The sequence below is a fragment of the Bacteroides sp. OF04-15BH genome, from assembly GCF_003477995.1.
Classification (GTDB): Bacteria; Bacteroidota; Bacteroidia; order Bacteroidales; family Bacteroidaceae; genus Paraprevotella.
Genome location: NZ_QUEM01000008.1, coordinates 93,119 through 114,064, shown reverse-complemented (window position 1 = coordinate 114,064; position 20,946 = coordinate 93,119). Strand labels below are relative to the sequence as shown.

Sequence of the window (20,946 nt, the reverse complement as noted above, 5' to 3'; positions counted from 1 at the left end):
GCCGCTTCGGATTACAGCACCGCAGTTCTGAAAGGCTTCCCGACTTCGGAGGGAAAGCCCGCCCCCTGCAAGGGCAAGTGCTTTTCGTGGCTGCTCAAAATATTTTGAGCGGCTGAAAAGACATCTTGCTATGTTCAGGTGAACATAAAAATCCGTCGGGGACGGATTGGGGATGATTCCTTTCAAACTCCGGGCTGCGCTACCTGCGGCGTACCCTGCCGTTCGGGTGCAAAGTTACGCCCTTAAGGCGATGTCCGACAGAGGCTTGCCCCGGACAATCAGTGCCAACCGGCGCAACGTGCTGCCACTTGCCGGAGAAGTGATACAAGTTCCAAAATATCCTTGTTTATTTGCAGTGTGATTCGGATGTGGGACTGAAAATACACTCCTTCCGCCGGATGTTCGGACAGCAATCCGGGCATCAATCCAAACGGTTGAAAACAGGTGTATGTATTCAGATAGTTTTCCAAGCACACGTCCGTGCGGACGGATAAAAGCATGGACGGTTGGACAAACCGATGAATACCCGCAGGCACAGCCGGATTAAGGAGTGAATAAATAAATGAATGGGAGTGCGTGCGTACGTACTAATGACAATACGCTACCGCCACCGGACAGATGTATAACCAAATAAATTATCAAAAAAATGAAAGAAGCAACTTATGTGGCAATCTCCACGCAGAAAGGTGGAGCGGGTAAGACAACCCTGACAGTGCTTGTAGCAAGCTATCTGCACTATGTGAAAGGCTACAACGTAGCCGTGGTGGACTGCGATTTCCCGCAGTACAGTATCCATGACATGCGCAAGCGTGACATGAAAGCCGTCATGGAGGACGGGCATTACAAGGTGCTGGCGTATGAGCAGCTCAAACGGCTGAAGAAGAACCCGTACACCATCAGATGCAGCCGTGCGGAAGATGCGGTAAAGACCGCCGAAAATCTGGTGGCAGCGCAGCCCGACCTCGATTTCGTGTTCTTCGACCTGCCGGGAACAATCAACAATGCCGATGTGGTGCAGACCATTTCCCAAATGGACTATATCTTCACGCCCATCATCGCCGACCGTGTGGTGATGGAGAGTTCCATCAAGTTCGCCACTGTCATCAACGAACAGATGATAAGCACGGGCAAGTCCGGCATCAAAGGGATTTACCTCGTGTGGAACATGGTGGACGGACGCGAAAAGACTGAACTTTACAAGGCATACGACAAGGTCTGTGCCGAGTTCGCCCTGCCCATTCTGGAAACACATCTACCGGACAGTAAGCGCTTCCGCAAGGAGACGGCGGCAGAACGCAAGGCGGTATTCCGCTCCACGGCGTTTCCGGCGGACAAAATACTGGTACGCGGCAGCAACCTCGACAAACTCGTCGATGAGATTCTCGGCATCATCAAAAACTGAACGGCATGGCAAAGAAAACAAGAATCGAGGACATCGACAGCGAAGCCGTAATCAACTCATTTCGACTGGACGATACAAGCATTCCGCCGGAAGCGAGAAGCACGGACGGGAACGCTCCTGTCCCACCTCCGAAAGAAGCGATACAAGAAGCCGTTTCTCCACCCGCCTCGCACTCCAAAGAGGAGCCGGAACGCAGGCGCAGGAACAGCAAGCCGGAAAAATTGGATTATGACACAGTATTCATATGCGGTTCCAATATCACGGCAAGGCTCGGCAAGCAGGTCTATATCCGCAAGGAGTACCACGACCGCATACAGAAGATGCTTCATGTAATCGGAGGCAACGAAGTGACTATCGCGGCATTTCTTGACAACGTGCTGACACACCATTTCACGCTGTTCCAAGACGAGATAGCCGAATCGTTCAAACGGCACATGGAATCCTATAATTTATAAACACTCAAAAACAACAAAGAAGTATGAAAAGAACAAATAAGAACCGTCAGGCTGAGTATCTGCAAACAGGAAAGAGTGAAAGAACCGCTGTCCGTGCAGCAAAGTGTGTAACCGACTACGGGCATGAAAATACCGACGTTGACTTCCGCAAGGATAAAGGCAGAGACAAACCGCTCTCGACTTTCCTGCAAGCATCGGAAATCAAAACGCGGCAATGTATATACATCAGCCGAGAAATTCATGAGAAAGTCGCTATCGTTACCAGTCGGATGGGAAACGGTTTGAGCATCGGCAAGTTTGTGGATAACATCCTCCGCGACCATTTCCGACAATACGGGCAGCAGTACATGGAACAGATTGAAAACGCCCAAAAAGTAAGATTATGACAAAGGCGTTTTTAATCGTATCGGTTGCTTGCAACGTGTGGTTTCTGTTTCTGCTGTTCTATGACCGCATCATGGACATGAAGCTCATCCGTTTCTTCAGACATATTGCCGGGCTGTGGCGGTCATTGGACAGTACGGTGGCAGAGCAAGGAAAGGATAAGGAAATACCTCACGCAGACACCTCGGACATCATTGGCAAGAGCCGTTTCAAGATGGCATCGACCCGGACAACCGCTGCCATACCGACGCAAGAAGCCGCCACTTCGGAAAAAGGCATTGAGCTGTCGGAGGAAGAGGCTACTTTTGACGACGGAAACACGGAAACCGTCTCACGCCCGACACAAGTACCGGAGGACAAACTCGATGAAACCTTCACGAGCATCCCGCCCTCGGAACTGGAGTACGGAGAAGATGAACCGGAGGATGAAGAACCAGACAAAAAGCAGGCTTCGGGAAGTAGCTTCGAGGATATTGACATGGCAGTACACACCATACGGAAGGAATCACCATCCGATGAGGAAATGCGACACGCCGGAAAGGTCATGACGGAACTGGACGGGACAGAGCTTTTCACAAGAATAACGGAACGCCTGACCGATGAAGCAATGAGCGAGAGGATTGCAAAGGCGATGGCAGTTTTCGTGGACACGGTGAACATGACCGTGACACAACAAAAGGAAAAGGTGTTCGTGATTCCCGACAACATCGAGGAGTTCGACTTCCGAAACTATGTATAACAACTAAAAAAGAATGGAAATGAAAACGTAAAATGACGACACCCACGCGCACGGCGGTACAAGGTACAGCCAACCCGCAACGGACAGCCCCAAGTCCGTAGAAACAAACGGGCAACCACTAAAACCAAAGTAAAGTAATCAAGTATCAACCGCCCGAAAAAGGACTATCCACCCTTTGGACGGCACAAAAAAGAACAGTTTATGAACAAGAACATCAGACAAAAGTTAATCATCGCTGCGGCACTTATGATTGCCGCAACCGCCTCCGCTTTCGCACAGGGAAACGGTCTGGCTGGCATCAACGAAGCCACCTCTATGGTGAGTTCGTATTTCGACCCCGGCACGAAATTAATCTACGCCATCGGCGCGGTAGTCGGGCTTATCGGTGGCGTGAAAGTGTACGGAAAATTCTCGTCCGGAGACCCGGACACCTCGAAGACCGCCGCCTCGTGGTTCGGGGCTTGTATCTTCTTGATTGTCGCCGCCACTATCCTGCGCTCATTCTTCCTTTAATAAACAATGTATGGCTGAATACCCGATAAACAAGGGTATCGGCCGTCCGGTCGAGTTCAAGGGTTTGAAGGCTCAGTACCTCTTCATCTTCTGCGGAGGTCTGCTGGCTCTCTTCGTCCTGTTCGTCATCCTCTATATGGTCGGCATCGACCAGTGGATATGTATCGGCTTCGGCGCGGCATCGTCTTCCGTCCTCGTATGGCAGACCTTCGCGCTGAACGCCCGGTACGGCGAACACGGGCTGATGAAATTGGGAGCGGCAAGGAGCCATCCCCGATACCTTATCAACCGACGGCGGATCACCCGATTACTCAAACGGCAACGAAAGGAAGAAACGACATGAGAAATACATCCAAAATGACAACACTGGAAAACAAGTTCCCCCTGCTGGCGGTGGAGCATGGCTGCATCATCTCCAAAGACGCCGACATCACGGTGGCTTTTGAGGTGGAACTGCCGGAGCTTTACACCGTGACGGGCGCAGAGTACGAGGCGATACACGGCTGCTGGTGCAAGGCTATCAAGGTGCTGCCGTACTTCTGCGTCGTGCATAAGCAGGATTGGTTCATCAAGGAGAAATATATGCCGGAGTTACAGAAGGACGACATGAGTTTCTTGAGCCGTTCCTTTGAACGCCACTTCAACGAGCGTCCGTACCTGAAACACTCCTGCTATCTCTACTTGACCAAGACGACGAAAGAACGTAACCGTATGCAGAGCAACTTCAGTACGCTGTGCCGGGGACATATCATCCCGAAGGAGCTGGACAAGGAAACCGCCGGGAAGTTCATGGAGGCCGCCGAACAGTTCGAGCGCATCATGAACGACAGCGGCTTTGTGAGGCTGCGCCGCCTCTCCACCGACGAGATTGTCGGGACGGAGAAGTCCGCCGGGCTGATAGAGCGTTACTTCTCGCTCATGCCCGAAGGCGACACGACCTTGCAGGACATCGACCTCTCGGCAAAAGAAATGCGTATCGGTGACAACCGCCTGTGCCTGCACACCCTCTCCGACGCGGAGGATATGCCAGGAAAGGTGGCTACCGACATCCGCTACGAGAAACTCTCCACCGACCGCTCGGACTGTCGCCTCTCCTTCGCCTCCCCCGTGGGGCTGCTGCTTTCCTGCAACCACATCTATAACCAGTATGTGATTATCGACAACAGCGAGGAAAATTTGCAGAAGTTCGAGAAGTCCGCAAGGAATATGCAGTCGCTATCCCGATACAGCCGGAGCAACAGCATCAACCGCGAGTGGATAGACCAGTACCTGAACGAAGCCCATTCCTACGGGCTGACCTCGGTACGGGCGCACTTCAACGTCATGGCGTGGAGCGATGACGCGGAGGAACTGAAGCATATCAAGAACGATGTGGGCAGCCAGCTGGCAAGCATGGAGTGCGTGCCGCACCACAATACCATCGACTGCCCGACGCTCTACTGGGCGGCGATGCCCGGCAACGCGGCGGACTTCCCGGCGGAAGAGAGTTTCCATACATTCATCGAGCAGGCGGTGTGCCTCTTCACGGAGGAAACCAACTACCGCAGTTCGCTCTCGCCCTTCGGCATCAAGATGGTGGACAGGCTTACGGGAAAACCGTTGCACCTCGACATCAGCGACCTGCCGATGAAGCGGGGTATCACGACCAACCGCAACAAGTTCGTGTTGGGTCCTTCGGGCAGCGGCAAATCCTTTTTTATGAACCACCTCGTGAGGCAATACTACGAGCAGGGTACGCACGTGGTGCTGGTGGACACGGGAAACTCCTATCAGGGCTTGTGCGAGATGATCCGGTGCAAGACAAACGGGGCGGACGGCGTGTACTTCACCTACACGGAGGAGAAACCGATTTCGTTCAACCCGTTCTACACCGATGATTACGTGTTCGACGTGGAGAAAAAGGACAGCATCAAGACATTGCTGCTGACGCTCTGGAAGTCGGAGGACGACAAAGTGACGAAGACGGAGAGCGGCGAACTGGGCAGTGCGGTGAACGCCTATATCGAGCGTATCAGGGCTGACCGGAGCATCGTCCCCTCGTTCAACACCTTCTACGAGTATATGCGCGACGACTACCGCCGCGAACTGGCGGAACGTGAGATAAAGGTGGAGAAGTCCGACTTCAACATCGACAATATGCTCACCACCATGCGGCAGTATTACCGGGACGGACGCTACGACTTCCTGCTCAACTCCACGGAGAACATCGACCTGCTCGGCAAGCGGTTCATCGTCTTCGAGATTGACAGTATAAAGGAAAATCGCGAGCTTTTCCCTGTGGTGACCATCATCATCATGGAAGCCTTCATCAACAAGATGCGCCGATTGAAAGGCGTAAGGAAACAGTTGATAGTGGAAGAGGCTTGGAAGGCTCTATCTTCGGCGAACATGGCTGAGTACCTGCGCTATATGTACAAGACCGTGCGCAAGTATTACGGGGAGGCAATCGTGGTGACGCAGGAGGTGGACGACATCATTTCCTCGCCCGTCGTCAAGGAGAGCATCATCAACAACTCCGACTGCAAGATACTCCTTGACCAGCGGAAGTACATGAACAAGTTTGATGCCATACAGTCCCTGTTGGGTCTGACGGAGAAAGAGAAGTCGCAGATACTCTCCATCAACATGGCGAACAACCCGTCAAGGCTCTACAAGGAAGTGTGGATAGGACTGGGCGGCACGCAGTCGGCAGTCTATGCCACCGAAGTTAGTGCTGAAGAGTATCTGGCGTACACCACCGAAGAAACGGAAAAAGTAGAGGTTTACCGTCTGGCGGAACAGTTGGGCGGCGACATTGAAGCCGTCATCCGGCAGCTTGCCGAAAGGCGGAGAAAAAAGGAATAAATAGAAACAGATTCATCAACTAAAAAAGAAAATGCGTATGAGTATATCAAGAACGAAAATGCTGCAAGTCAGCAAGTGTTTAATCGGGCTGGCGGTCATGGTGCTGCAATCCTGCGACATAACGGACAACCGACGCGACCTGCTTTGCGGAAACTGGGAGAGTGTGGAGGGCAAGCCCGACGTGCTTATCTACAAGGAGGGCGAAGCCTATAAGGTGACGGTATTCAAGCGGAGCGGCATCCGCCGCAAGCTGAAGCCGGAAACCTATCTCTTGCAGGAGGAGAACGGCAATCTGTTCATGAACACCGGATTCCGCATCGACGTGTCCTACAACGAGGCGACGGACATCCTGACCTTCTCGCCGAACGGGGACTACGTGCGTGTGAACCCGAAACCGGACCATCCGATAGGCGAGCAATAAATAATGAAATCCACTAAAATCCAAAGTAACATGAGAACAAGAATAACACTTATTATCTGCCTGTGCCTGTTTGCAGTCGGCAGGGCAAGCGCACAGTGGGCGGTGATAGACCCGTCCAACATCGCGCAGAGCATCGTGAACACCTCGAAGAACGTGGTACACACTTCCACGACCGCCCAGAATATGATAAAAAATTTTCAAGAGACCGTGAAGATTTACGAACAGGGCAAGAAGTATTACGACGCACTCAAATCCGTGAACAATCTGGTAAAGGACGCCCGGAAGGTGCAGCAGACCATTCTGATGGTGGGTGACATCACCGACACCTATGTGACCAGTTTCCAGAAGATGATGCGTGACGACAACTTCACGGTGGAGGAACTGGGAGCCATCGCCTTTGGCTACACCAAGTTATTGGAGGAATCCAACGATGTGCTGACGGAACTGAAGAATGTGGTGAATATCACCACGCTCTCCATGACGGACAAGGAGCGCATGGACGTGGTGGAACGCTGCTACTCCAAAATGAAGCGTTACCGCAACCTCGTGAGCTACTACACCAACAAGAACATTAGCGTGAGTTACCTGCGTGCGAAGAAGAAAAACGACCTTGACCGCATCATGGGGCTGTACGGGAACATGAACGAAAGATATTGGTAGCCTATGAATTTCGACAACCTTCACCAAATTCTGCGCTCGCTCTACGAACAGATGATGCCGCTATGCGGGGACATGGCGGGCGTGGCGAAAGGCATCGCCGGGCTGGGCGCACTCTTTTATGTGGCCTACCGGGTATGGCAGTCGCTGGCGAGAGCCGAACCGATAGACGTGTTCCCTATGCTCCGCCCGTTCGCTATCGGTCTGTGCATCATGTTCTTTCCGACGGTGGTACTGGGTACGATAAACAGCATCATGTCGCCCGTCGTGCAGGGTACGGCAAAGATGCTGGAGGCGGAAACGCTGGACATGAACCGATACCGTGAGCAGAAGGACAAACTGGAGTACGAAGCGATGATGCGCAATCCCGAAACCGCCTACCTCGTGTCAAATGAGGAGTTTGACAAACAACTGGAAGAACTGGGCTGGTCGCCCGGCGACATGGTGACGATGGCGGGGATGTACATCGAGCGCGGGATGTACAACATGAAGAAGGGCATCCGCGACTTCTTCCGCGAGATACTGGAACTGATGTTCCAAGCCGCCGCCCTCGTGATAGACACCATCCGCACGTTCTTCCTCGTGGTGCTGGCGATACTCGGTCCGATAGCCTTCGCCATATCGGTGTGGGACGGCTTCCAAAGCACGCTTACACAGTGGATATGCCGCTACATACAGGTCTATCTGTGGCTGCCCGTGTCGGATATGTTCAGCACCATACTGGCGAAGATACAAGTGCTGATGCTGCAAAGCGACATCGAACGGATGCAGGCTGACCCGAACTTCTCGCTGGATTCGAGCGACGGGGTGTACATCGTCTTCATGATAATCGGCATCATTGGTTACTTCACCATCCCCACGGTAGCAGGCTGGATTATCCAAGCCGGAGGCATGGGAAGCTACGGTCGCAACGTGAACCAGACGGCAGGACGAGCCGGAAGTATGGCGGGCAGCGTGGCGGGCGCAGCCGCAGGAAACGTGGTCGGACGTGTCGGGAAGCTGCTGAAATAATCAACTGACAATTAAAAACGAATAAACAACAATGGAATTTAAGTCACTTAAAAACATCGAATCATCGTTCAGGCAGATACGCCTGTTCGGTATCGTCTTCCTCTCGTTGTGTGCCGTAATAACGGTATGGAGCGTGTGGAGTTCCTACCGCTTCGCGGAGCGGCAACGGGAAAAGATTTACGTGCTGGACAACGGCAAGTCGCTGATGCTGGCTCTCTCGCAAGACTTGTCGCAGAACCGTCCGGCAGAAGCGAGGGAACACGTGCGCCGTTTCCACGAGCTGTTCTTCACGCTCTCACCCGAAAAGAGCGCGATAGAGCATAACGTGAAACGCGCCCTGCTATTAGCGGACAAAAGCGTGTACAACTACTATTCGGACTTTGCCGAGAAGGGGTACTACAACCGCATCATCGCCGGGAACATCAATCAGGTGTTGAAGGTGGACAGCGTGGTGTGCGATTTCAACGGCTATCCCTACCGTGCCGTGACCTACGCCACGCAGAAGATCATCCGGCAGAGCAACGTCACCGAGCGCAGCCTCGTGACTACGTGCCGCCTCTTGAACTCGTCCCGTTCGGACGACAATCCCAACGGTTTCACCATCGAGGGATTCACCATCATCGAGAACAAGGATTTACAAACCATCAAAAGGTAAACGGACATGAAGAAAATCAAAAAATCATTTTGGCGTGCGTACTGGAAGCTCCACGACAAAAAGAAAATGCTGGTGGCAAGGCTCAAAGGCTATCTGGACGGTTTGCCCCCGAAGACACGCAGGCGCATCGTGCTGGCGATGCTCGCCGCCTTTGCGGTGCTTGCCCTCTACACCTTCGGCAAAGCCGTCTATGAAATCGGCAGGAATGACGGCAGCCGGATGGTAACAGACCATGCCGGACAGGTGGAACTGTCCATAAAGCCGGACAACAATCATAATGTAATACCTTATTTATATGGAACAGACGAAGAATGAACCTAAAAACGAGAACAAGGCGGCTCCCGACAACGGGAAACCGAAGAAGGAGCGCAAGCCGCTGACCGAAGCCCAAAGGCTGAAACGTCAGAAAATGATAGTGCTGCCCGCTATAGTGCTGGTATTCATCGGTGCTATGTGGCTGATATTCGCCCCGTCTTCCGACAAGGAGCAGCAACCGGGAACGGGTGGTTACAACATCGAAATGCCCGACGCTGACAAGGCGAACCGCCAGATCATCGGCGACAAGGCGAAAGCCTACGAACAGGGAGCAATGGAGGAACGGCAGGAGAACCGCAGCCGCGCCATGCAGGAACTGGGCGATATGTTCGACCGCGAGGTGGCGGAAACGGACGGCGGCAGGGACTTCGACCTTGCTAATCCCGGAAATGCGGAAGATGCAACAGCAAAATCATCCGCTCCGAAAACCATCCAATCCTCCGCAGCTGCCTACCGCGACCTCAATACCACGCTCGGCAACTTCTATGAGCAGCCGAAGAACGACAACGCGGAAATGGACGAACTGTTAGAGCGTATCGCCTCGCTGGAATCGGAACTGGAAACCGAGAAAGGCAAGGCATCCGCTATGGATGACCAAGTGGCACTCATGGAGAAGTCCTATGAACTGGCGGCGAAGTACATGGGCGGGCAGAACGGCACACAGCCACCTGTCGGACAGGCGGCAGAGCCTTACCCCGTGCAGAAAGCCGGAAAGAACACGGCTGCACCTGTCAGGCAGGTAACGCATCAGGTGGTATCTTCGCTCTCACAGCCGATGAGCAACGCTGAGTTTGTCGCCTCCTTCTCGCAGGAGCGCAACCGCAGTTTCAATACGGCGGTGGGTGTCACGACTGTATCGGACAGGAACACCATATCGGCGTGTGTCTATGGGGCGCAGAGTGTGACTGACGGGCAGGCGGTAAGATTACGGCTGCTGGAGCCGATGGCAGTGGCGGACAAAATCATACCCCGCAATGCAGTGGTGGTAGGCACGGCAAAGATTCAGGGCGAACGACTCGATATTGAAATTACTTCGCTGGAGTACGCAGGTACGATTATCCCGGTAGAACTGGCGGTGTATGACACGGACGGACAGCCCGGCATCTTCATTCCAAACTCGATGGAGATGAACGCCGTCAGGGAGGTTGCCGCCAACATGGGCGGCTCGCTGGGCAGCAGCATTAATATCTCCACCAACGCAGGGGCGCAGCTCGCCTCCGACTTGGGCAAGGGGCTGATACAAGGCACGAGCCAGTATATCGCCAAGAAGATGCGTACCGTCAAGGTGCATCTGAAATCCGGATACAAGGTCATGCTATATCAGGACAGAGATTGAAAACAATAACAATCAACGACTAAAAAAACAACAACCAAATTTTTATTTACCACTAAAATCCAAAGTAGAATGAAAAAAGTAATCATCATGTTTGCCCTCGCTATGGGCATCATAACTGCCAACGCGCAGGAGAACGTAACCGTTGGAGAGAACAACGGAAGTGAACCGACGAACGAAGCGAGAGCAGAGACAAGCTCGCTTGACTATGCCTCGCAAGGAGGAGGAAGGCAAAGCCAACAACCGACCTTGACAAAGGAGGTCTATCCGCAGAAGGAGGCGGACGGCGATCTGTATCACGGGCTGACAAAGAAGCTGACCTTCGACCGCATGGTTCCCCCGCACGGATTGGAAGTGACCTACGACAAGACCGTCCACGTCATTTTCCCCTCGGAGGTGCGCTACGTCGATTTAGGCTCGCCCGACCTGATTGCGGGTAAAGCCGACGGAGCGGAGAACGTCATCCGCGTGAAAGCTACCGTGCGTAACTTCCCGAACGAAACCAATATGTCGGTAATCACGGAGGACGGGAGTTTCTATACTTTTAGTGCGCCCATAATAGGGGCTTGATAATAATCACTTTGGCAAGTGATTAGGTTAGTATTCCAATTTATAAACCTATCCCAGACCGACTTATCCGAATGGGAAACCAAACGGGGAGTGAAGCATGTCGGTAACGCGATAAGTCAGTTAATTGCTAAACTGCGACTGAATTGCTATGGGAAAAGACAGGCACGAGGATGAAACCTGATTGGTTGAACAATAGTCCTATGACTAATGTAGAGGTGGCAACGGAAAGCAGTTATATACGTTGCCTCGCAGTACCCACGCTTATTGAACGGAGTGATGGGCAAGGAATTTACTGCGACATATCCGTCAGAGAACAGAAAGGGATGTACGTTGCATCCGACAGTCTGTCAAGCCAAGTTATCAAGTCCACTAAATGGGGATTGCCTACACGGAGATGCCGAAAGGCTATGAGCACAGGCTCTGAAAACTCCGCATGGCAACGGAGTTCCCGTAGTAGTCTGAGCGTGGGAAAGCCACGTACATGGCGAAGGGGAACAGCTCGGTAATTTTAATATTGTCAAACGATAACGTGTGAGACGTATGAGAAATCCAGAGACCATATTAAACAGTTTATCTGCACATAGCAAAGATGTGCATTACAAGTACGAAAGGTTGTACCGCATCCTATTCAATGAACAGATGTTTTATGTAGCCTACCAGAGCATTTATGCGAAACCGGGCAACATGACACCCGGCTCAGACGGTAAGACCATTGACGGAATGAGCGTTGATAGAATAGGACATCTGATAGCTGCGCTAAAGGATGAAAGTTACATGCCAACGCCTGCCCGAAGAGTCTATATCCCTAAAAAGAATGGGAAGAAAAGACCATTGGGCATCCCATCAATCGAAGACAAGATGGTGCAAGAGGTCGTCAGACTTATTCTTGAAGCTGTCTATGAGGGACATTTTGAGAATTCCTCGCATGGATTCAGACCAAGAAGAAGCTGTCATACGGCTTTGCGTTCCATCCAAACTCTTTTCACTGGTGCGAACTGGTTCATCGAAGGTGACATCAAAGGATTCTTCGACAACATCGACCACCATATTCTGATTGAAACTCTTCGTGAGCGCATATCAGATGAAAGATTTCTTCGACTGATATGGAAATTCCTAAAGGCTGGATATATCGAAGATTTTACATTTCACAAGACGTATTCGGGAACTCCCCAAGGAGGGATAATAAGCCCTATCTTGGCAAATATCTACCTTGATAAGTTCGATAAATACATGCGTGAATATGCGGAATCATTCGACAAGGGCAAGAAAAAGCGGGAAAACCCACTCCACGCAAGTTACAGCCGAAAGGCTGTAAGATTACGCAAGACTATCCGAAACGCCACTGATGAGGATACGAAACGTGAATTGCTGACACAACTGAAAGAGGTGGAAGCTAAGACACGGAGAGTGCCGGCATCTATGGCAATGGATAGTAATTACAAGAGACTTAAATATATCAGATATGCCGATGACTTTCTAATCGGTGTAATTGGTAGTAAAGCAGACTGTGCGAAAATGAAAGAGAACTTTACAATATTCATGAGAGACAAACTAAAGCTTGAACTCTCCGAAGAAAAGACCCTTATCACAAATGCGCAGGATTCAGCAAAGTTTCTTGGGTATGAAATCTCTGTCAGAAAATCCGAAGCCATGAAGCGAAACAAGCTGGGATGGCTGAAGAGACCGTTCAGCGGACGCATAATACTGGCTCTGCCTATCGCCTCCGTCCAAAAGAAATTATTGGAACTGAAAGCAATGGAGCTTAGGGTAATCAATGGAAAGGAAATCTGGTATGCCATGCCACGCAATTACCTGACCAAAGAAGACCCAGCCACAATCTGCGCACGCTATACAACTGAAATCAGAGGTTTGTACCAATATTATAGGATTGCGGACAACATCTCTTTTGCAGGAAGTAAATTCGGTTACATAATGCGATATAGTTTCTGCAAAACTTTGGCAAAGAAACTAAATTCATCAACTGCCAAGGTTATACGAAAGTACAGAAGAGACCATGACCTGGCGATACCTTATCAAGCAAAGAAAGGAGAAACCAAGTTCCGAATACTCTATAATGACGGCTTTGCAAGGCAAGAGCCGGACAAAGACGCAACCTGCGATAATCTACCTAACACGTTTGTACTTCCTTTCCCCACTCTTGCGGAGAGACTCATGGAGCACAAATGTGAATTGTGTGGAGCAACCAATGTCAAGACCGTAATGTATCAAGTCCGTAAACTCAAAGGTATAAATACCGATACGGAGTGGCACCGACTGATGATTAAGAAATGGCGTAAGACGTTGGCAGTATGCAAACATTGTAATGCAAACATTCATGCTCATGACAAATAAACTGACATTACCAGTGGAGAGCCGTATGCAGGGAGACTTGCACGTACGGTTCGGGGGCAGGCTATGGGAAACCTACCACCGAAAGGTGGTAAGGCGCCCATCGCCGAGCCTACACGTGAAGTACGCCTCCGAACCGCTGCTTCTCAACGTGGAGATGTGCGACTTCATCCATGACGGCGAGAAGGTGAACCGCCCGAACAACGCGCAGGAAATCTACCTGAAGGAACTGGGCAGCGAAAGCCCGATGCTGGTGCGCCTTATCATGAAGTCCATCCACAAGCAGAACAAGCGTGAGGTGAAGCACATCGGCTGCAAGCGATTCGGCATCCAGTACCTGCTGAAAGGTATCTACACGCATAATGGGTTACTCTATTTCCACACGGAGATAAAGAACCAGAGCAACGTGCCTTTCGATGTGGACTACATCACATGGAAAATCGTGGACAAGAAGGTGGCGAAGCGTACCGCCGTGCAGGAGCAGATTATCCTGCCGCTCCGTGCGCAGAATTACGCCACACTCGTGCCGGGCAAGAAGAGCGAGCGCACGGTATTCACGATGGCGAAGTTCACCATTCCCGACGACAAATGCCTCGTGGTGGAACTCAACGAGAAGAACGGGGGGCGTCACCAGTCTTTCGTGATTGAAAACGAGGACTTGGTACGTGCCAATACCATCAACGAACTTCAAGTGCGCTGACCATGAGAAAGTACATCGCAATAATCATCGTGTCGCTTGCCCTGTTCACGGGGCAGGCGCACGCCCAGCGATGCCTGCCGAAGATGCAGGGCATCGAATTGAGAGCTAACCTTGTGGACGGTATGCGTTTAAGTGGCAACAATGGCGGTTACAGTTTCGGGGCGGCTCTCTCCACCTACACGAAGAACGGTAACAAGTGGGTGTTCGGTGGCGAATACCTCTTGAAGAACAACCCGTACAAGGATACCGCCATACCTGTGGCGCAGTTCACGGCGGAGGGCGGTTATTATTTCAAGATACTCTCCGACGCCCGTAAAATAGTGTTCGTCTATGCGGGGGCTTCGGCTCTCGCCGGATATGAGTCGGTGAATTGGGGCGAGAAAGTGCTGCATGACGGCTCCACGCTCCATGACCGGGACGCCTTCATCTACGGCGGTGCGCTGACGCTCGATGTGGAGTTTTACGTGGCTGACCGTATCGCCCTGCTCGCCAACCTCCGGGAGCGCCTGCTGTGGGGTGGCGACACACGGAAGTTCCATACGCAGTTCGGGGCGGGCGTCAAGATAATCATCAACTGACACGTCGCATGGAACGGACGGACATTGAGAATATGAGGCAGATACCCATTGCGGACTTTCTCGCACGGCTGGGACATGAGCCTGTCCGAAGGAGCGGAAACGAGCTGTGGTATCGTGCGCCATACCGCAGTGAACGCACGCCCTCCTTCCGTGTGAACGTGGCGAAACAGCTCTGGTACGACTTCGGCTTGGGCAAGGGCGGCGACATCTTCACGCTTGTCGGGGAGTTTACCCGAAGCGGGGATTTCATGGCGCAGGCGAGATTCATAGCGGAAACCGCCCGTATGCCGCTTGCCGCAGCAGAAAAGCCGTTGTACCTGCCGGAACCGTCCGAACCTGCCTTTGAGGGAGTGGAAGCCGTCCCGCTGCTCCGCTCTCCGCTGACGGAGTATTTGAAGGAAAGAGGCATCCCTTATGCCGTTGCATCCCGCCACTGCTGCCGCCTGAACTACGGCGTGCGTGGTAAGCGGTACTTTGCCGTCGGCTTTCCGAACGTGTCGGGCGGCTATGAAACCCGAAGCCGCCGTTTCAAGGGTTGCGTACCACCAAAGGACGTGTCGCTGGTCAAGGCGGGGGACATCCCGGCGGACGTGTGCAGCGTGTTCGAGGGCTTTATGGACTTCCTGTCCGCCGTCACGCTCGGTTTGGCAACGGGTGACTGCCTTGTGCTGAACTCCGTCGCCAACGTGGAAAAGGCTTTGAAACATCTGGACGGGTACGAGCGCATCGACTGTTACCTCGACCGAGACGAAGCCGGACGCAGGGCAATGGAAGCCCTGCGGACACGCTACGGAGGAAAGGTGACAGACCGTTCCGGCATCTATCAAGGCTGCAAGGACTTGAACGAGTACCTGCAACAAGTATCAAGAAAACAACAAAAGAACAACAATCTAAAAATCAAAGAATAATGAACATACTGAACAACAAGAACAAGAGAACATCAATCTTCAAGGCGTTGGCACTCTGCCTGTTCGCCGCAGTGTCATTCACATTCGTATCGTGCGACGACGATATGGACATCCAGCAATCCTATCCCTTCACGGTGGAAACCATGCCCGTGCCGAACAAGGTCACAAAGGGGCAGACGGTGGAAATCCGCTGTGAGCTGAAGAAAACGGGCGATTTCGCCAATACCCTCTATACCATCCGGTATTTCCAGTTCGAGGGTGAGGGCACACTGAAAATGGACAACGGCATCACTTTCCTGCCCAATGACCGCTACCTGCTCGAAAACGAGAAGTTCCGGCTGTACTACACGGCGCAAGGTGACGAGGCGCACAACTTCATCGTGGTAGTGGAGGACAATTTCGGCAACTCCTATGAGTTGGAATTTGACTTCAACAACCGAAACGTGAAGGATGACGGGGTTATCACTGTTGTCCCCATCGGGAACTTCAAGCCCTTTACACGATGATGCGTGTATTCATGGCTATCCTCTGTTCGCTTCTGGCGGTCTGTTCCGTGTCCGCACGGAACAGACGCCATGAGGGAACGGACGGGCAGGCGGCTATCTACCGGCTGCCACCATTTGAGAGGGCGGTGCGATGCACGAAGTATTTTGAGGGCTGGCATTCGGAAAAACATCACCCGTATGTAGGATATGGACATCGGTTGCAGCCGGGGGAAAGGTATTCGGCACGCACCATGACGAAGCGGCAGGCGGACGCGCTTCTGCGAAAAGACCTGCGGAAGTTCTGCGCGATGTTCCAGCAGTTCGGGAAGGATTCGCTTCTGCTTGCCACGCTCGCCTACAATGTCGGTCCGTACCGTCTTTTGGGGAGTGGGAAGATACCCAAAAGCACGCTAATCCGAAAGCTGGAGGCGGGTGACAGGAACATCTACCGGGAGTATATCGCTTTCTGTAACTATAAGGGGAAACGCCACGCCATGCTGCTCAAACGAAGGAAGGCTGAGTTTGCGCTGCTGTATGTACCATAAAGAATAAGTGTCTGACGAAAGAAACTCCGATGAAGCCGCCAACTTCATCGGAGTTTCAGTTTTCATACATTCGGGATTGTCCCTTTGCCTGCAACCTCACCGTCCCTGCAATGCTCTATGATACCGGGTGAAAATCCCATGCTGCCGATTGCGATATGCCGGATATAGTCTGTATATTCCTGACCTTGAAAATTCCTGCCCGTAAGGTTCTTGAAAACCATCTTTATGCTTATGCCGTCGTTGCTGTACAAGATGGTTTTTCCGTTCTGTCTGATTGTTTCCATGATTAAAACTTGTTTTTGTGAATACTATCGTAGATTGGTACAAAGGTTTCTTTGCCTACTTTCTTATCCGCCATCATGCTCATGAAAGAAAGTAGGCGGCTTTTGCCGCCCACCCCTCAAAAGCGGGTGTAAAGTCCCGTTACCATCGTGAACATTTCCTCCAGCATATCGCAATATATCCCCTCGTGCGTTTCAATGTCCTTCGTCCTGCTCTCGAATGTCTTTTTGCTGAACGTCTTGCGGTAGAAACGCATATTGTATAGGTCTGCCCCTCCGTCATAGATGATGTCAAGGCGGTTGGCACTGGTCTTGTTCCTCGCAAGGCTCATGCGCAAGCCGTTGCCCATGTCTGTGAAGTCTTTGCTTCCCGTCATGGCGGCAAAGCGTCTGACGCCAATCTGCTCTAAAATTGTCTTTGCTATCATATCCGTTGTCTTTTAGGTTTATGGTTCGGGCGGTGCGGACACCGCCCCAATGTTCAAAATTCTGTTTTCTCGGTTATGGGTGTGCATTTTTCCAGCCACTCTTTCAGACATTCCATGCTATACTCGCTCGTGATGACTGCCGTATGGCTGTCAATGGCAGTGAAACGGCTGCTTTCATAGCTGTCTATCCACCCCTTTAGGGTATCAACTCCCCACGCTTCGGCATCGTCAAAGATGCCGTCCAATGCCGTAATGGGTTCGCTGAATTTGACTATCAGCGTTTGGTAGCCTGCTTCGTTCATCGCTTCTCCTCCTTCCTTTCCTTTGCCGTTAGCCACTTGTCCCGTGCGGCTCGACATTCGTCTAATGTGGGTTTGACACAAGAGAAAAGTTCCCCGTCCGTGTGGCGGTAGTCGTATTGCACAAGGGTGCGTTTGCGTCTGTCGATACCCGTTTGGAATTTCTCGTAGTTCTCCGTTCCTGCCGATTGGCAGGTGCTTACTCCGTTAATTGTCATTTTGTTGCCATAGTCGTTGTTATTTAGATGATTAGAAATGTACAGACAGCACTCTGTGTTGCATCACCATTTCGGGGTCGCTCGTGTAGCGTTGGTGCAGGTAGAAATGATGAGAGCCGAAGCCGTAAAGGAAGAACTTGTCAAGTTCGTGTTTCTCGGCAAAGTCCTTGACGCTCGCCCTTAATTGCTCCTCACTCTGACAAAGAGTGAGGAGGTTCATAAATTCAAGGAACATCGTGGGGATTTTATCATCCCATAGGAAAACCATGCTTTCAAATCTTACTTCCATAATGTTAGTTGTTAGATGTCGATATTATGCCGCTTTCATCCGCTGGCGGATAAGGTTGGCGTTCTTGTTCACAAGGGCGATGATGCGGTCGTGGTATTCGGAGTTCTCGTTGCATACGCCACGACACTGCACCACCTCAAAAGTTTTTAGTGACACCTCTATCGTTTCAATTCGTTTTCCGTCAATGGTGGCGGATAGGATAAGGGAGTCTTTTCGTTTGTGGTAACCGCCCACACAATGGTGCATCGTCCTTCCTTCCTCTGCCATTTCTTCCACGCTCTCTATGACTTTGACGCAAATAAGGCTGTCGGTAAAGGCAAGTCCGAAGAATATGCCCTTAGCTTTCAGATATTGTTTCTCGTCCTCAATCGCTTTCCTGCGTTGCTGTTCAGTCCGCTCATGTTTCCTTTGCAGGTTGCGCTTTGCCACCAACTTGTCGTGTTCAACTTTGAGGTCGGCAGGGCAAACGTATTTCGGGCTGTTTGTGTCCTTGCCGAAATGACGCAGGAGGTCTATGGTGTCACGCCACATTGAGCCGTCCTCAATAGTATAGCCGTTGCGGATACATATCTTGATTGAAGCCCAATACTCTCCAATATTGAAAGAGTGGTACAGATAGTAGCGCAACATGGGATATTGCCCTGCCTTCAACAGCGTTTCCGCACGGCTGTCCGACAATAATGCCGGTATTAGTTTGGTGGGTACAATGTCGTGGAAATTGCCGTTAAAGCCGTTTCTGCGGAGCGTCGGCAACACCTTATATCTTGGATATATCGGGGAATATGAGATATGGCGGTACGCTTCATTGTCATTGCGGATAGCAAAAGGAGAAGCGAATGAGAACGTGTCGATGTAGCATCCCAATGTGCGTGGAATGGCAACAACAGCCTTACGCCCTTGTTCATTCCACCAATACTGCCCGATTTCAAGGGCATAGGACTTGGCATTAACCCCTTTCTCCATACCCACGACAAGCAAGAACATTCGTAGCACTTGGTATTCTCCGCTTGTGGTAAGGGTTGTGAAATACTGCTTTTGTCTTACCTTGCGCTGATAGGTGAGGCAGACTTTCAAACTTGCTCCACATTCGGGACACGTACAATGCTCGGTCTGCTCCGTCATTACCCAACTATGACCGCAATCCATACAAGTGGTACGACCTTTCGGCAAGCGGTGTGCATAATGCTCCACGCAATTACGGAATGCCCAATTTATCTGTATCGGGGTTATCGGGCGTAGTTTCTTGCTTTGGGCAAGAACTGCTTTTTCAAATTTGTTTCTCGGTTTCATAAGCCAAAATCAAATAATGAGGGTTGAACTTGGGTTTCTGTTTTCGCCTTTGTCGGCTTGGTGCGGTTCTGCAACTTGCGGAGTTCCTCGTCTTGGTATCTGCGGACTGCCTGCTGACGTGCTTCTGCTTTTTCCTCTGCCGTGAGTTCCACAATGTGGTTCACCGCCACTTGGCATTGGATAGGCTTGCCCACCTCAATCTCGTTCTCGTCATAGTAGTGTACTGCTTGTCCGTATATCTCTCCGTCCGTGAAGCCGTTACAACCGCTTTTCTGCACATAGTTCAGAATGTAGGTTACGCAATCGTCAATGTTCTTGGCTGGATTGCGGTAGTTCTTCGCAAAGAGCGTGTCTTCCTCCGCACGTTGTTCCAAATACATCTGTATCGTTCTCTTGAAATGGTCTGTTCCTTTCATATCGCTGTCGTTTTTATGAGTTGTCAAATAGTATGTTTCAAAATCTCCCTCCAATAAATCGGCTCAACCTCGCTCAATAGGAAGTCTATAAAGTCCTTCCGTGCGTCCTTGTTCAGTTCGTGGTAGAGTCCACGGAACACGGACATATTGCCGTTGAGGTATGTTTCCACCATGTACTCGAAGATGTTGCCCACCTCGTAGTATCTGCATTGTTGCTCCACTGTCTTGCTTCTTCTCTTTGCCATGTCGGTAGGGATTAAAGGGTGAATAACCAAAGAATGAAGCCGAAGAACAGGATAACGGAAAGAATAGCCACGATTACCCCTATTGCCACTCGGAACACTCCGTTTATTATCTCTCTGACGATGTACCAAAGGATGCCGGACACCCAAAAGGCGGTGCGCATGATTAGGGTGCATATCGCAAGCCCTATGTATTGCGCCATTTGTCTGAAATTTACCGTTGCTGTCATAGCCGTATCATTTGTTAAGTTCCACGATGCTGTCTATCCTGCCGTATAGGAAACTGCGGAGTGCGGTCTTGTCGGTAGCCTTGTATTCCGCCCAATGTCCATACTGCTTTACAATGTAGGTTCGGAGAATGTCGGAAAAGTCAAACATCCAACCTTGCAAGGGTACTGCGCTCTTGAAATAGGTGTTGCTGTTCACGTTGCGTGTAAGCCAATCCTTTTCCTCTCGGCTCAATTTCTCACCATTGTTCAGTTTGGTGCGAAGTCCGTACACCTTGCTGCCTTGCAGGTTCTCCAAACTTGGTACTTCCCATGCCACGAATTTTGTTGCTATTGCCGTTCTCATATCCGTTTTGTTTTTGATTTTTTGTTTTTTAATGCGGATTCAAGAG

29 protein-coding genes and 2 pseudogenes are annotated in these 20,946 nt (G+C 51.3%); 20 read left to right on the top strand and 11 right to left on the bottom strand.

Annotation, left to right across the window (positions count from 1 at the left end; all coding sequences use genetic code 11):
• Window positions 1–234: 234 nt before the first annotated feature.
• Window positions 235–414: a hypothetical protein gene (locus tag DXA74_RS16915; RefSeq protein ID WP_077155840.1), complete on the bottom strand. Its 180-nt coding sequence runs from the start codon at window positions 412–414 to the stop codon at window positions 235–237.
• Between the two features lie 232 nt (window positions 415–646).
• On the opposite strand from DXA74_RS16915, the gene DXA74_RS05480 reads away from it, so the two are divergent.
• The 20 genes and pseudogenes from DXA74_RS05480 (at window position 647) to DXA74_RS05380 (ending at window position 16,864) form a co-directional block, all read left to right on the top strand.
• The gene (locus DXA74_RS05480) at window positions 647–1,402 is read left to right on the top strand and encodes a ParA family protein (RefSeq protein ID WP_005643916.1); all 756 of its coding nucleotides are present in this window, start codon (window positions 647–649) and stop codon (window positions 1,400–1,402) included.
• A 5-nt stretch (window positions 1,403–1,407) separates the two neighbouring features.
• On the top strand, window positions 1,408–1,857 hold the full coding sequence (locus tag DXA74_RS05475) for a DUF3408 domain-containing protein (RefSeq protein WP_004311202.1): 450 nt from the start codon (window positions 1,408–1,410) through the stop codon (window positions 1,855–1,857).
• Window positions 1,854–2,243 carry a DUF3408 domain-containing protein gene (locus tag DXA74_RS05470; protein WP_299338276.1) on the top strand — a complete coding sequence of 130 codons (390 nt, stop codon included), beginning with the start codon at window positions 1,854–1,856 and terminating at the stop codon, window positions 2,241–2,243. The genes DXA74_RS05475 and DXA74_RS05470 overlap by 4 nt, the downstream gene beginning before the upstream one ends.
• Window positions 2,240–2,980 (top strand): hypothetical protein, encoded by a 741-nt coding sequence (locus tag DXA74_RS05465; RefSeq protein ID WP_032595736.1) that lies wholly within the window; start codon window positions 2,240–2,242, stop codon window positions 2,978–2,980. The genes DXA74_RS05470 and DXA74_RS05465 overlap by 4 nt, the downstream gene beginning before the upstream one ends.
• A gap of 201 nt (window positions 2,981–3,181) precedes the next feature.
• Entirely contained in the window at window positions 3,182–3,493 is a 312-nt protein-coding gene (locus DXA74_RS05460) for a DUF4134 domain-containing protein (protein WP_004311205.1), read from the top strand.
• Window positions 3,494–3,503: 10 nt separating this feature from the next.
• Window positions 3,504–3,836 carry a DUF4133 domain-containing protein gene (locus DXA74_RS05455; protein ID WP_004311206.1) on the top strand — a complete coding sequence of 111 codons (333 nt, stop codon included), beginning with the start codon at window positions 3,504–3,506 and terminating at the stop codon, window positions 3,834–3,836.
• Window positions 3,833–6,337: a TraG family conjugative transposon ATPase gene (locus DXA74_RS05450; RefSeq protein WP_005827325.1), complete on the top strand. Its 2,505-nt coding sequence runs from the start codon at window positions 3,833–3,835 to the stop codon at window positions 6,335–6,337. The genes DXA74_RS05455 and DXA74_RS05450 overlap by 4 nt, the downstream gene beginning before the upstream one ends.
• 37 nt (window positions 6,338–6,374) lie before the next feature.
• A complete protein-coding gene (locus tag DXA74_RS05445; RefSeq protein WP_004308928.1) occupies window positions 6,375–6,758 on the top strand; it encodes a DUF3876 domain-containing protein in 384 nt (127 codons plus the stop codon).
• A 30-nt stretch (window positions 6,759–6,788) separates the two neighbouring features.
• Window positions 6,789–7,418: a DUF4141 domain-containing protein gene (locus DXA74_RS05440; RefSeq protein WP_004308927.1), complete on the top strand. Its 630-nt coding sequence runs from the start codon at window positions 6,789–6,791 to the stop codon at window positions 7,416–7,418.
• A gap of 3 nt (window positions 7,419–7,421) precedes the next feature.
• On the top strand, window positions 7,422–8,426 hold the full coding sequence (gene traJ / locus DXA74_RS05435; RefSeq protein WP_004308926.1) for a conjugative transposon protein TraJ: 1,005 nt from the start codon (window positions 7,422–7,424) through the stop codon (window positions 8,424–8,426).
• Window positions 8,427–8,457: 31 nt separating this feature from the next.
• Window positions 8,458–9,081: a conjugative transposon protein TraK gene (traK, locus tag DXA74_RS05430; protein WP_004308925.1), complete on the top strand. Its 624-nt coding sequence runs from the start codon at window positions 8,458–8,460 to the stop codon at window positions 9,079–9,081.
• A 6-nt stretch (window positions 9,082–9,087) separates the two neighbouring features.
• Complete coding sequence (locus DXA74_RS05425; protein ID WP_004308924.1) at window positions 9,088–9,396, top strand: TraL conjugative transposon family protein; 309 nt, start codon at window positions 9,088–9,090, stop codon at window positions 9,394–9,396.
• Window positions 9,377–10,732 carry a conjugative transposon protein TraM gene (traM, locus tag DXA74_RS05420; protein ID WP_032595739.1) on the top strand — a complete coding sequence of 452 codons (1,356 nt, stop codon included), beginning with the start codon at window positions 9,377–9,379 and terminating at the stop codon, window positions 10,730–10,732. Before DXA74_RS05425 ends, traM begins: the two co-directional genes overlap by 20 nt.
• 69 nt (window positions 10,733–10,801) lie before the next feature.
• A pseudogene (locus DXA74_RS05415) lies at window positions 10,802–11,278 on the top strand (DUF4138 domain-containing protein); the annotation flags it as partial.
• 561 nt (window positions 11,279–11,839) lie between these two features.
• Entirely contained in the window at window positions 11,840–13,651 is a 1,812-nt protein-coding gene (locus DXA74_RS05405; protein ID WP_044545269.1) for a reverse transcriptase/maturase family protein, read from the top strand.
• Window positions 13,652–13,757: 106 nt separating this feature from the next.
• Window positions 13,758–14,348: pseudogene (gene traN, locus DXA74_RS05400) on the top strand (conjugative transposon protein TraN); the annotation flags it as partial.
• Between the two features lie 2 nt (window positions 14,349–14,350).
• Entirely contained in the window at window positions 14,351–14,926 is a 576-nt protein-coding gene (locus tag DXA74_RS05395) for a conjugal transfer protein TraO (RefSeq protein WP_032588474.1), read from the top strand.
• 8 nt (window positions 14,927–14,934) lie between these two features.
• A complete protein-coding gene (locus tag DXA74_RS05390) occupies window positions 14,935–15,834 on the top strand; it encodes a toprim domain-containing protein (protein WP_004310298.1) in 900 nt (299 codons plus the stop codon).
• Window positions 15,834–16,340, top strand: a complete 507-nt coding sequence (locus DXA74_RS05385; RefSeq protein ID WP_032595742.1) for a DUF3872 domain-containing protein — start codon at window positions 15,834–15,836, stop codon at window positions 16,338–16,340. Before DXA74_RS05390 ends, DXA74_RS05385 begins: the two co-directional genes overlap by 1 nt.
• The gene (locus tag DXA74_RS05380) at window positions 16,337–16,864 is read left to right on the top strand and encodes a glycoside hydrolase family protein (RefSeq protein ID WP_005827312.1); all 528 of its coding nucleotides are present in this window, start codon (window positions 16,337–16,339) and stop codon (window positions 16,862–16,864) included. The genes DXA74_RS05385 and DXA74_RS05380 overlap by 4 nt, the downstream gene beginning before the upstream one ends.
• Window positions 16,865–16,926: 62 nt before the next feature.
• Here the strand turns inward: DXA74_RS05380 and DXA74_RS05375 are convergent, their stop codons facing one another.
• From DXA74_RS05375 to DXA74_RS05330, 10 genes are all read right to left on the bottom strand, one after another.
• The gene (locus tag DXA74_RS05375) at window positions 16,927–17,148 is read right to left on the bottom strand and encodes a hypothetical protein (protein WP_004310300.1); all 222 of its coding nucleotides are present in this window, start codon (window positions 17,146–17,148) and stop codon (window positions 16,927–16,929) included.
• Window positions 17,149–17,264: 116 nt separating this feature from the next.
• Window positions 17,265–17,573 (bottom strand): hypothetical protein, encoded by a 309-nt coding sequence (locus tag DXA74_RS05370; protein WP_032595744.1) that lies wholly within the window; start codon window positions 17,571–17,573, stop codon window positions 17,265–17,267.
• Between the two features lie 53 nt (window positions 17,574–17,626).
• Complete coding sequence (locus DXA74_RS05365) at window positions 17,627–17,932, bottom strand: hypothetical protein (RefSeq protein ID WP_004310302.1); 306 nt, start codon at window positions 17,930–17,932, stop codon at window positions 17,627–17,629.
• Complete coding sequence (locus DXA74_RS05360) at window positions 17,872–18,090, bottom strand: DUF3873 domain-containing protein (protein ID WP_008770680.1); 219 nt, start codon at window positions 18,088–18,090, stop codon at window positions 17,872–17,874. Before DXA74_RS05360 ends, DXA74_RS05365 begins: the two co-directional genes overlap by 61 nt.
• Window positions 18,091–18,121: 31 nt before the next feature.
• The gene (locus DXA74_RS05355; protein WP_005827305.1) at window positions 18,122–18,379 is read right to left on the bottom strand and encodes a hypothetical protein; all 258 of its coding nucleotides are present in this window, start codon (window positions 18,377–18,379) and stop codon (window positions 18,122–18,124) included.
• Window positions 18,380–18,403: 24 nt separating this feature from the next.
• Complete coding sequence (locus tag DXA74_RS05350; protein ID WP_004310303.1) at window positions 18,404–19,669, bottom strand: PcfJ domain-containing protein; 1,266 nt, start codon at window positions 19,667–19,669, stop codon at window positions 18,404–18,406.
• Window positions 19,666–20,085: a PcfK-like family protein gene (locus DXA74_RS05345; RefSeq protein WP_004310304.1), complete on the bottom strand. Its 420-nt coding sequence runs from the start codon at window positions 20,083–20,085 to the stop codon at window positions 19,666–19,668. Before DXA74_RS05345 ends, DXA74_RS05350 begins: the two co-directional genes overlap by 4 nt.
• Before the next feature lie 23 nt (window positions 20,086–20,108).
• Window positions 20,109–20,330, bottom strand: coding sequence for a hypothetical protein (locus tag DXA74_RS05340; RefSeq protein WP_008019901.1), 222 nt, complete (start codon window positions 20,328–20,330; stop codon window positions 20,109–20,111).
• 11 nt (window positions 20,331–20,341) lie between these two features.
• Window positions 20,342–20,557 carry a hypothetical protein gene (locus DXA74_RS05335; RefSeq protein ID WP_005643957.1) on the bottom strand — a complete coding sequence of 72 codons (216 nt, stop codon included), beginning with the start codon at window positions 20,555–20,557 and terminating at the stop codon, window positions 20,342–20,344.
• 7 nt (window positions 20,558–20,564) lie between these two features.
• Window positions 20,565–20,900: a hypothetical protein gene (locus DXA74_RS05330; RefSeq protein ID WP_004310306.1), complete on the bottom strand. Its 336-nt coding sequence runs from the start codon at window positions 20,898–20,900 to the stop codon at window positions 20,565–20,567.
• Window positions 20,901–20,946 lie beyond the last annotated feature (46 nt).

What these genes read in the sequence shown, in the direction of transcription:
- DXA74_RS05480 (WP_005643916.1), top strand. Translation starts at nt 647, where the DNA reads ATGAAAGAAGCAACTTATGTGGCAATCTCCACGCAGAAAGGTGGAGCG.
- DXA74_RS05475 (WP_004311202.1), top strand. Translation starts at nt 1,408, where the DNA reads ATGGCAAAGAAAACAAGAATCGAGGACATCGACAGCGAAGCCGTAATC.
- DXA74_RS05465 (WP_032595736.1), top strand. Translation starts at nt 2,240, where the DNA reads ATGACAAAGGCGTTTTTAATCGTATCGGTTGCTTGCAACGTGTGGTTT.
- DXA74_RS05460 (WP_004311205.1), top strand. Translation starts at nt 3,182, where the DNA reads ATGAACAAGAACATCAGACAAAAGTTAATCATCGCTGCGGCACTTATG.
- DXA74_RS05455 (WP_004311206.1), top strand. Translation starts at nt 3,504, where the DNA reads ATGGCTGAATACCCGATAAACAAGGGTATCGGCCGTCCGGTCGAGTTC.
- DXA74_RS05450 (WP_005827325.1), top strand. Translation starts at nt 3,833, where the DNA reads ATGAGAAATACATCCAAAATGACAACACTGGAAAACAAGTTCCCCCTG.
- DXA74_RS05445 (WP_004308928.1), top strand. Translation starts at nt 6,375, where the DNA reads ATGAGTATATCAAGAACGAAAATGCTGCAAGTCAGCAAGTGTTTAATC.
- DXA74_RS05440 (WP_004308927.1), top strand. Translation starts at nt 6,789, where the DNA reads ATGAGAACAAGAATAACACTTATTATCTGCCTGTGCCTGTTTGCAGTC.
- traJ (WP_004308926.1), top strand. Translation starts at nt 7,422, where the DNA reads ATGAATTTCGACAACCTTCACCAAATTCTGCGCTCGCTCTACGAACAG.
- traK (WP_004308925.1), top strand. Translation starts at nt 8,458, where the DNA reads ATGGAATTTAAGTCACTTAAAAACATCGAATCATCGTTCAGGCAGATA.
- DXA74_RS05425 (WP_004308924.1), top strand. Translation starts at nt 9,088, where the DNA reads ATGAAGAAAATCAAAAAATCATTTTGGCGTGCGTACTGGAAGCTCCAC.
- traM (WP_032595739.1), top strand. Translation starts at nt 9,377, where the DNA reads ATGGAACAGACGAAGAATGAACCTAAAAACGAGAACAAGGCGGCTCCC.
- DXA74_RS05405 (WP_044545269.1), top strand. Translation starts at nt 11,840, where the DNA reads ATGAGAAATCCAGAGACCATATTAAACAGTTTATCTGCACATAGCAAA.
- DXA74_RS05395 (WP_032588474.1), top strand. Translation starts at nt 14,351, where the DNA reads ATGAGAAAGTACATCGCAATAATCATCGTGTCGCTTGCCCTGTTCACG.
- DXA74_RS05390 (WP_004310298.1), top strand. Translation starts at nt 14,935, where the DNA reads ATGGAACGGACGGACATTGAGAATATGAGGCAGATACCCATTGCGGAC.
- DXA74_RS05385 (WP_032595742.1), top strand. Translation starts at nt 15,834, where the DNA reads ATGAACATACTGAACAACAAGAACAAGAGAACATCAATCTTCAAGGCG.
- DXA74_RS05380 (WP_005827312.1), top strand. Translation starts at nt 16,337, where the DNA reads ATGATGCGTGTATTCATGGCTATCCTCTGTTCGCTTCTGGCGGTCTGT.
- DXA74_RS05375 (WP_004310300.1), bottom strand. Translation starts at nt 17,148, where the DNA reads ATGGAAACAATCAGACAGAACGGAAAAACCATCTTGTACAGCAACGAC.
- DXA74_RS05370 (WP_032595744.1), bottom strand. Translation starts at nt 17,573, where the DNA reads ATGATAGCAAAGACAATTTTAGAGCAGATTGGCGTCAGACGCTTTGCC.
- DXA74_RS05365 (WP_004310302.1), bottom strand. Translation starts at nt 17,932, where the DNA reads ATGTCGAGCCGCACGGGACAAGTGGCTAACGGCAAAGGAAAGGAAGGA.
- DXA74_RS05360 (WP_008770680.1), bottom strand. Translation starts at nt 18,090, where the DNA reads ATGACAATTAACGGAGTAAGCACCTGCCAATCGGCAGGAACGGAGAAC.
- DXA74_RS05355 (WP_005827305.1), bottom strand. Translation starts at nt 18,379, where the DNA reads ATGGAAGTAAGATTTGAAAGCATGGTTTTCCTATGGGATGATAAAATC.
- DXA74_RS05350 (WP_004310303.1), bottom strand. Translation starts at nt 19,669, where the DNA reads ATGAAACCGAGAAACAAATTTGAAAAAGCAGTTCTTGCCCAAAGCAAG.
- DXA74_RS05345 (WP_004310304.1), bottom strand. Translation starts at nt 20,085, where the DNA reads ATGAAAGGAACAGACCATTTCAAGAGAACGATACAGATGTATTTGGAA.
- DXA74_RS05340 (WP_008019901.1), bottom strand. Translation starts at nt 20,330, where the DNA reads ATGGCAAAGAGAAGAAGCAAGACAGTGGAGCAACAATGCAGATACTAC.
- DXA74_RS05335 (WP_005643957.1), bottom strand. Translation starts at nt 20,557, where the DNA reads ATGACAGCAACGGTAAATTTCAGACAAATGGCGCAATACATAGGGCTT.
- DXA74_RS05330 (WP_004310306.1), bottom strand. Translation starts at nt 20,900, where the DNA reads ATGAGAACGGCAATAGCAACAAAATTCGTGGCATGGGAAGTACCAAGT.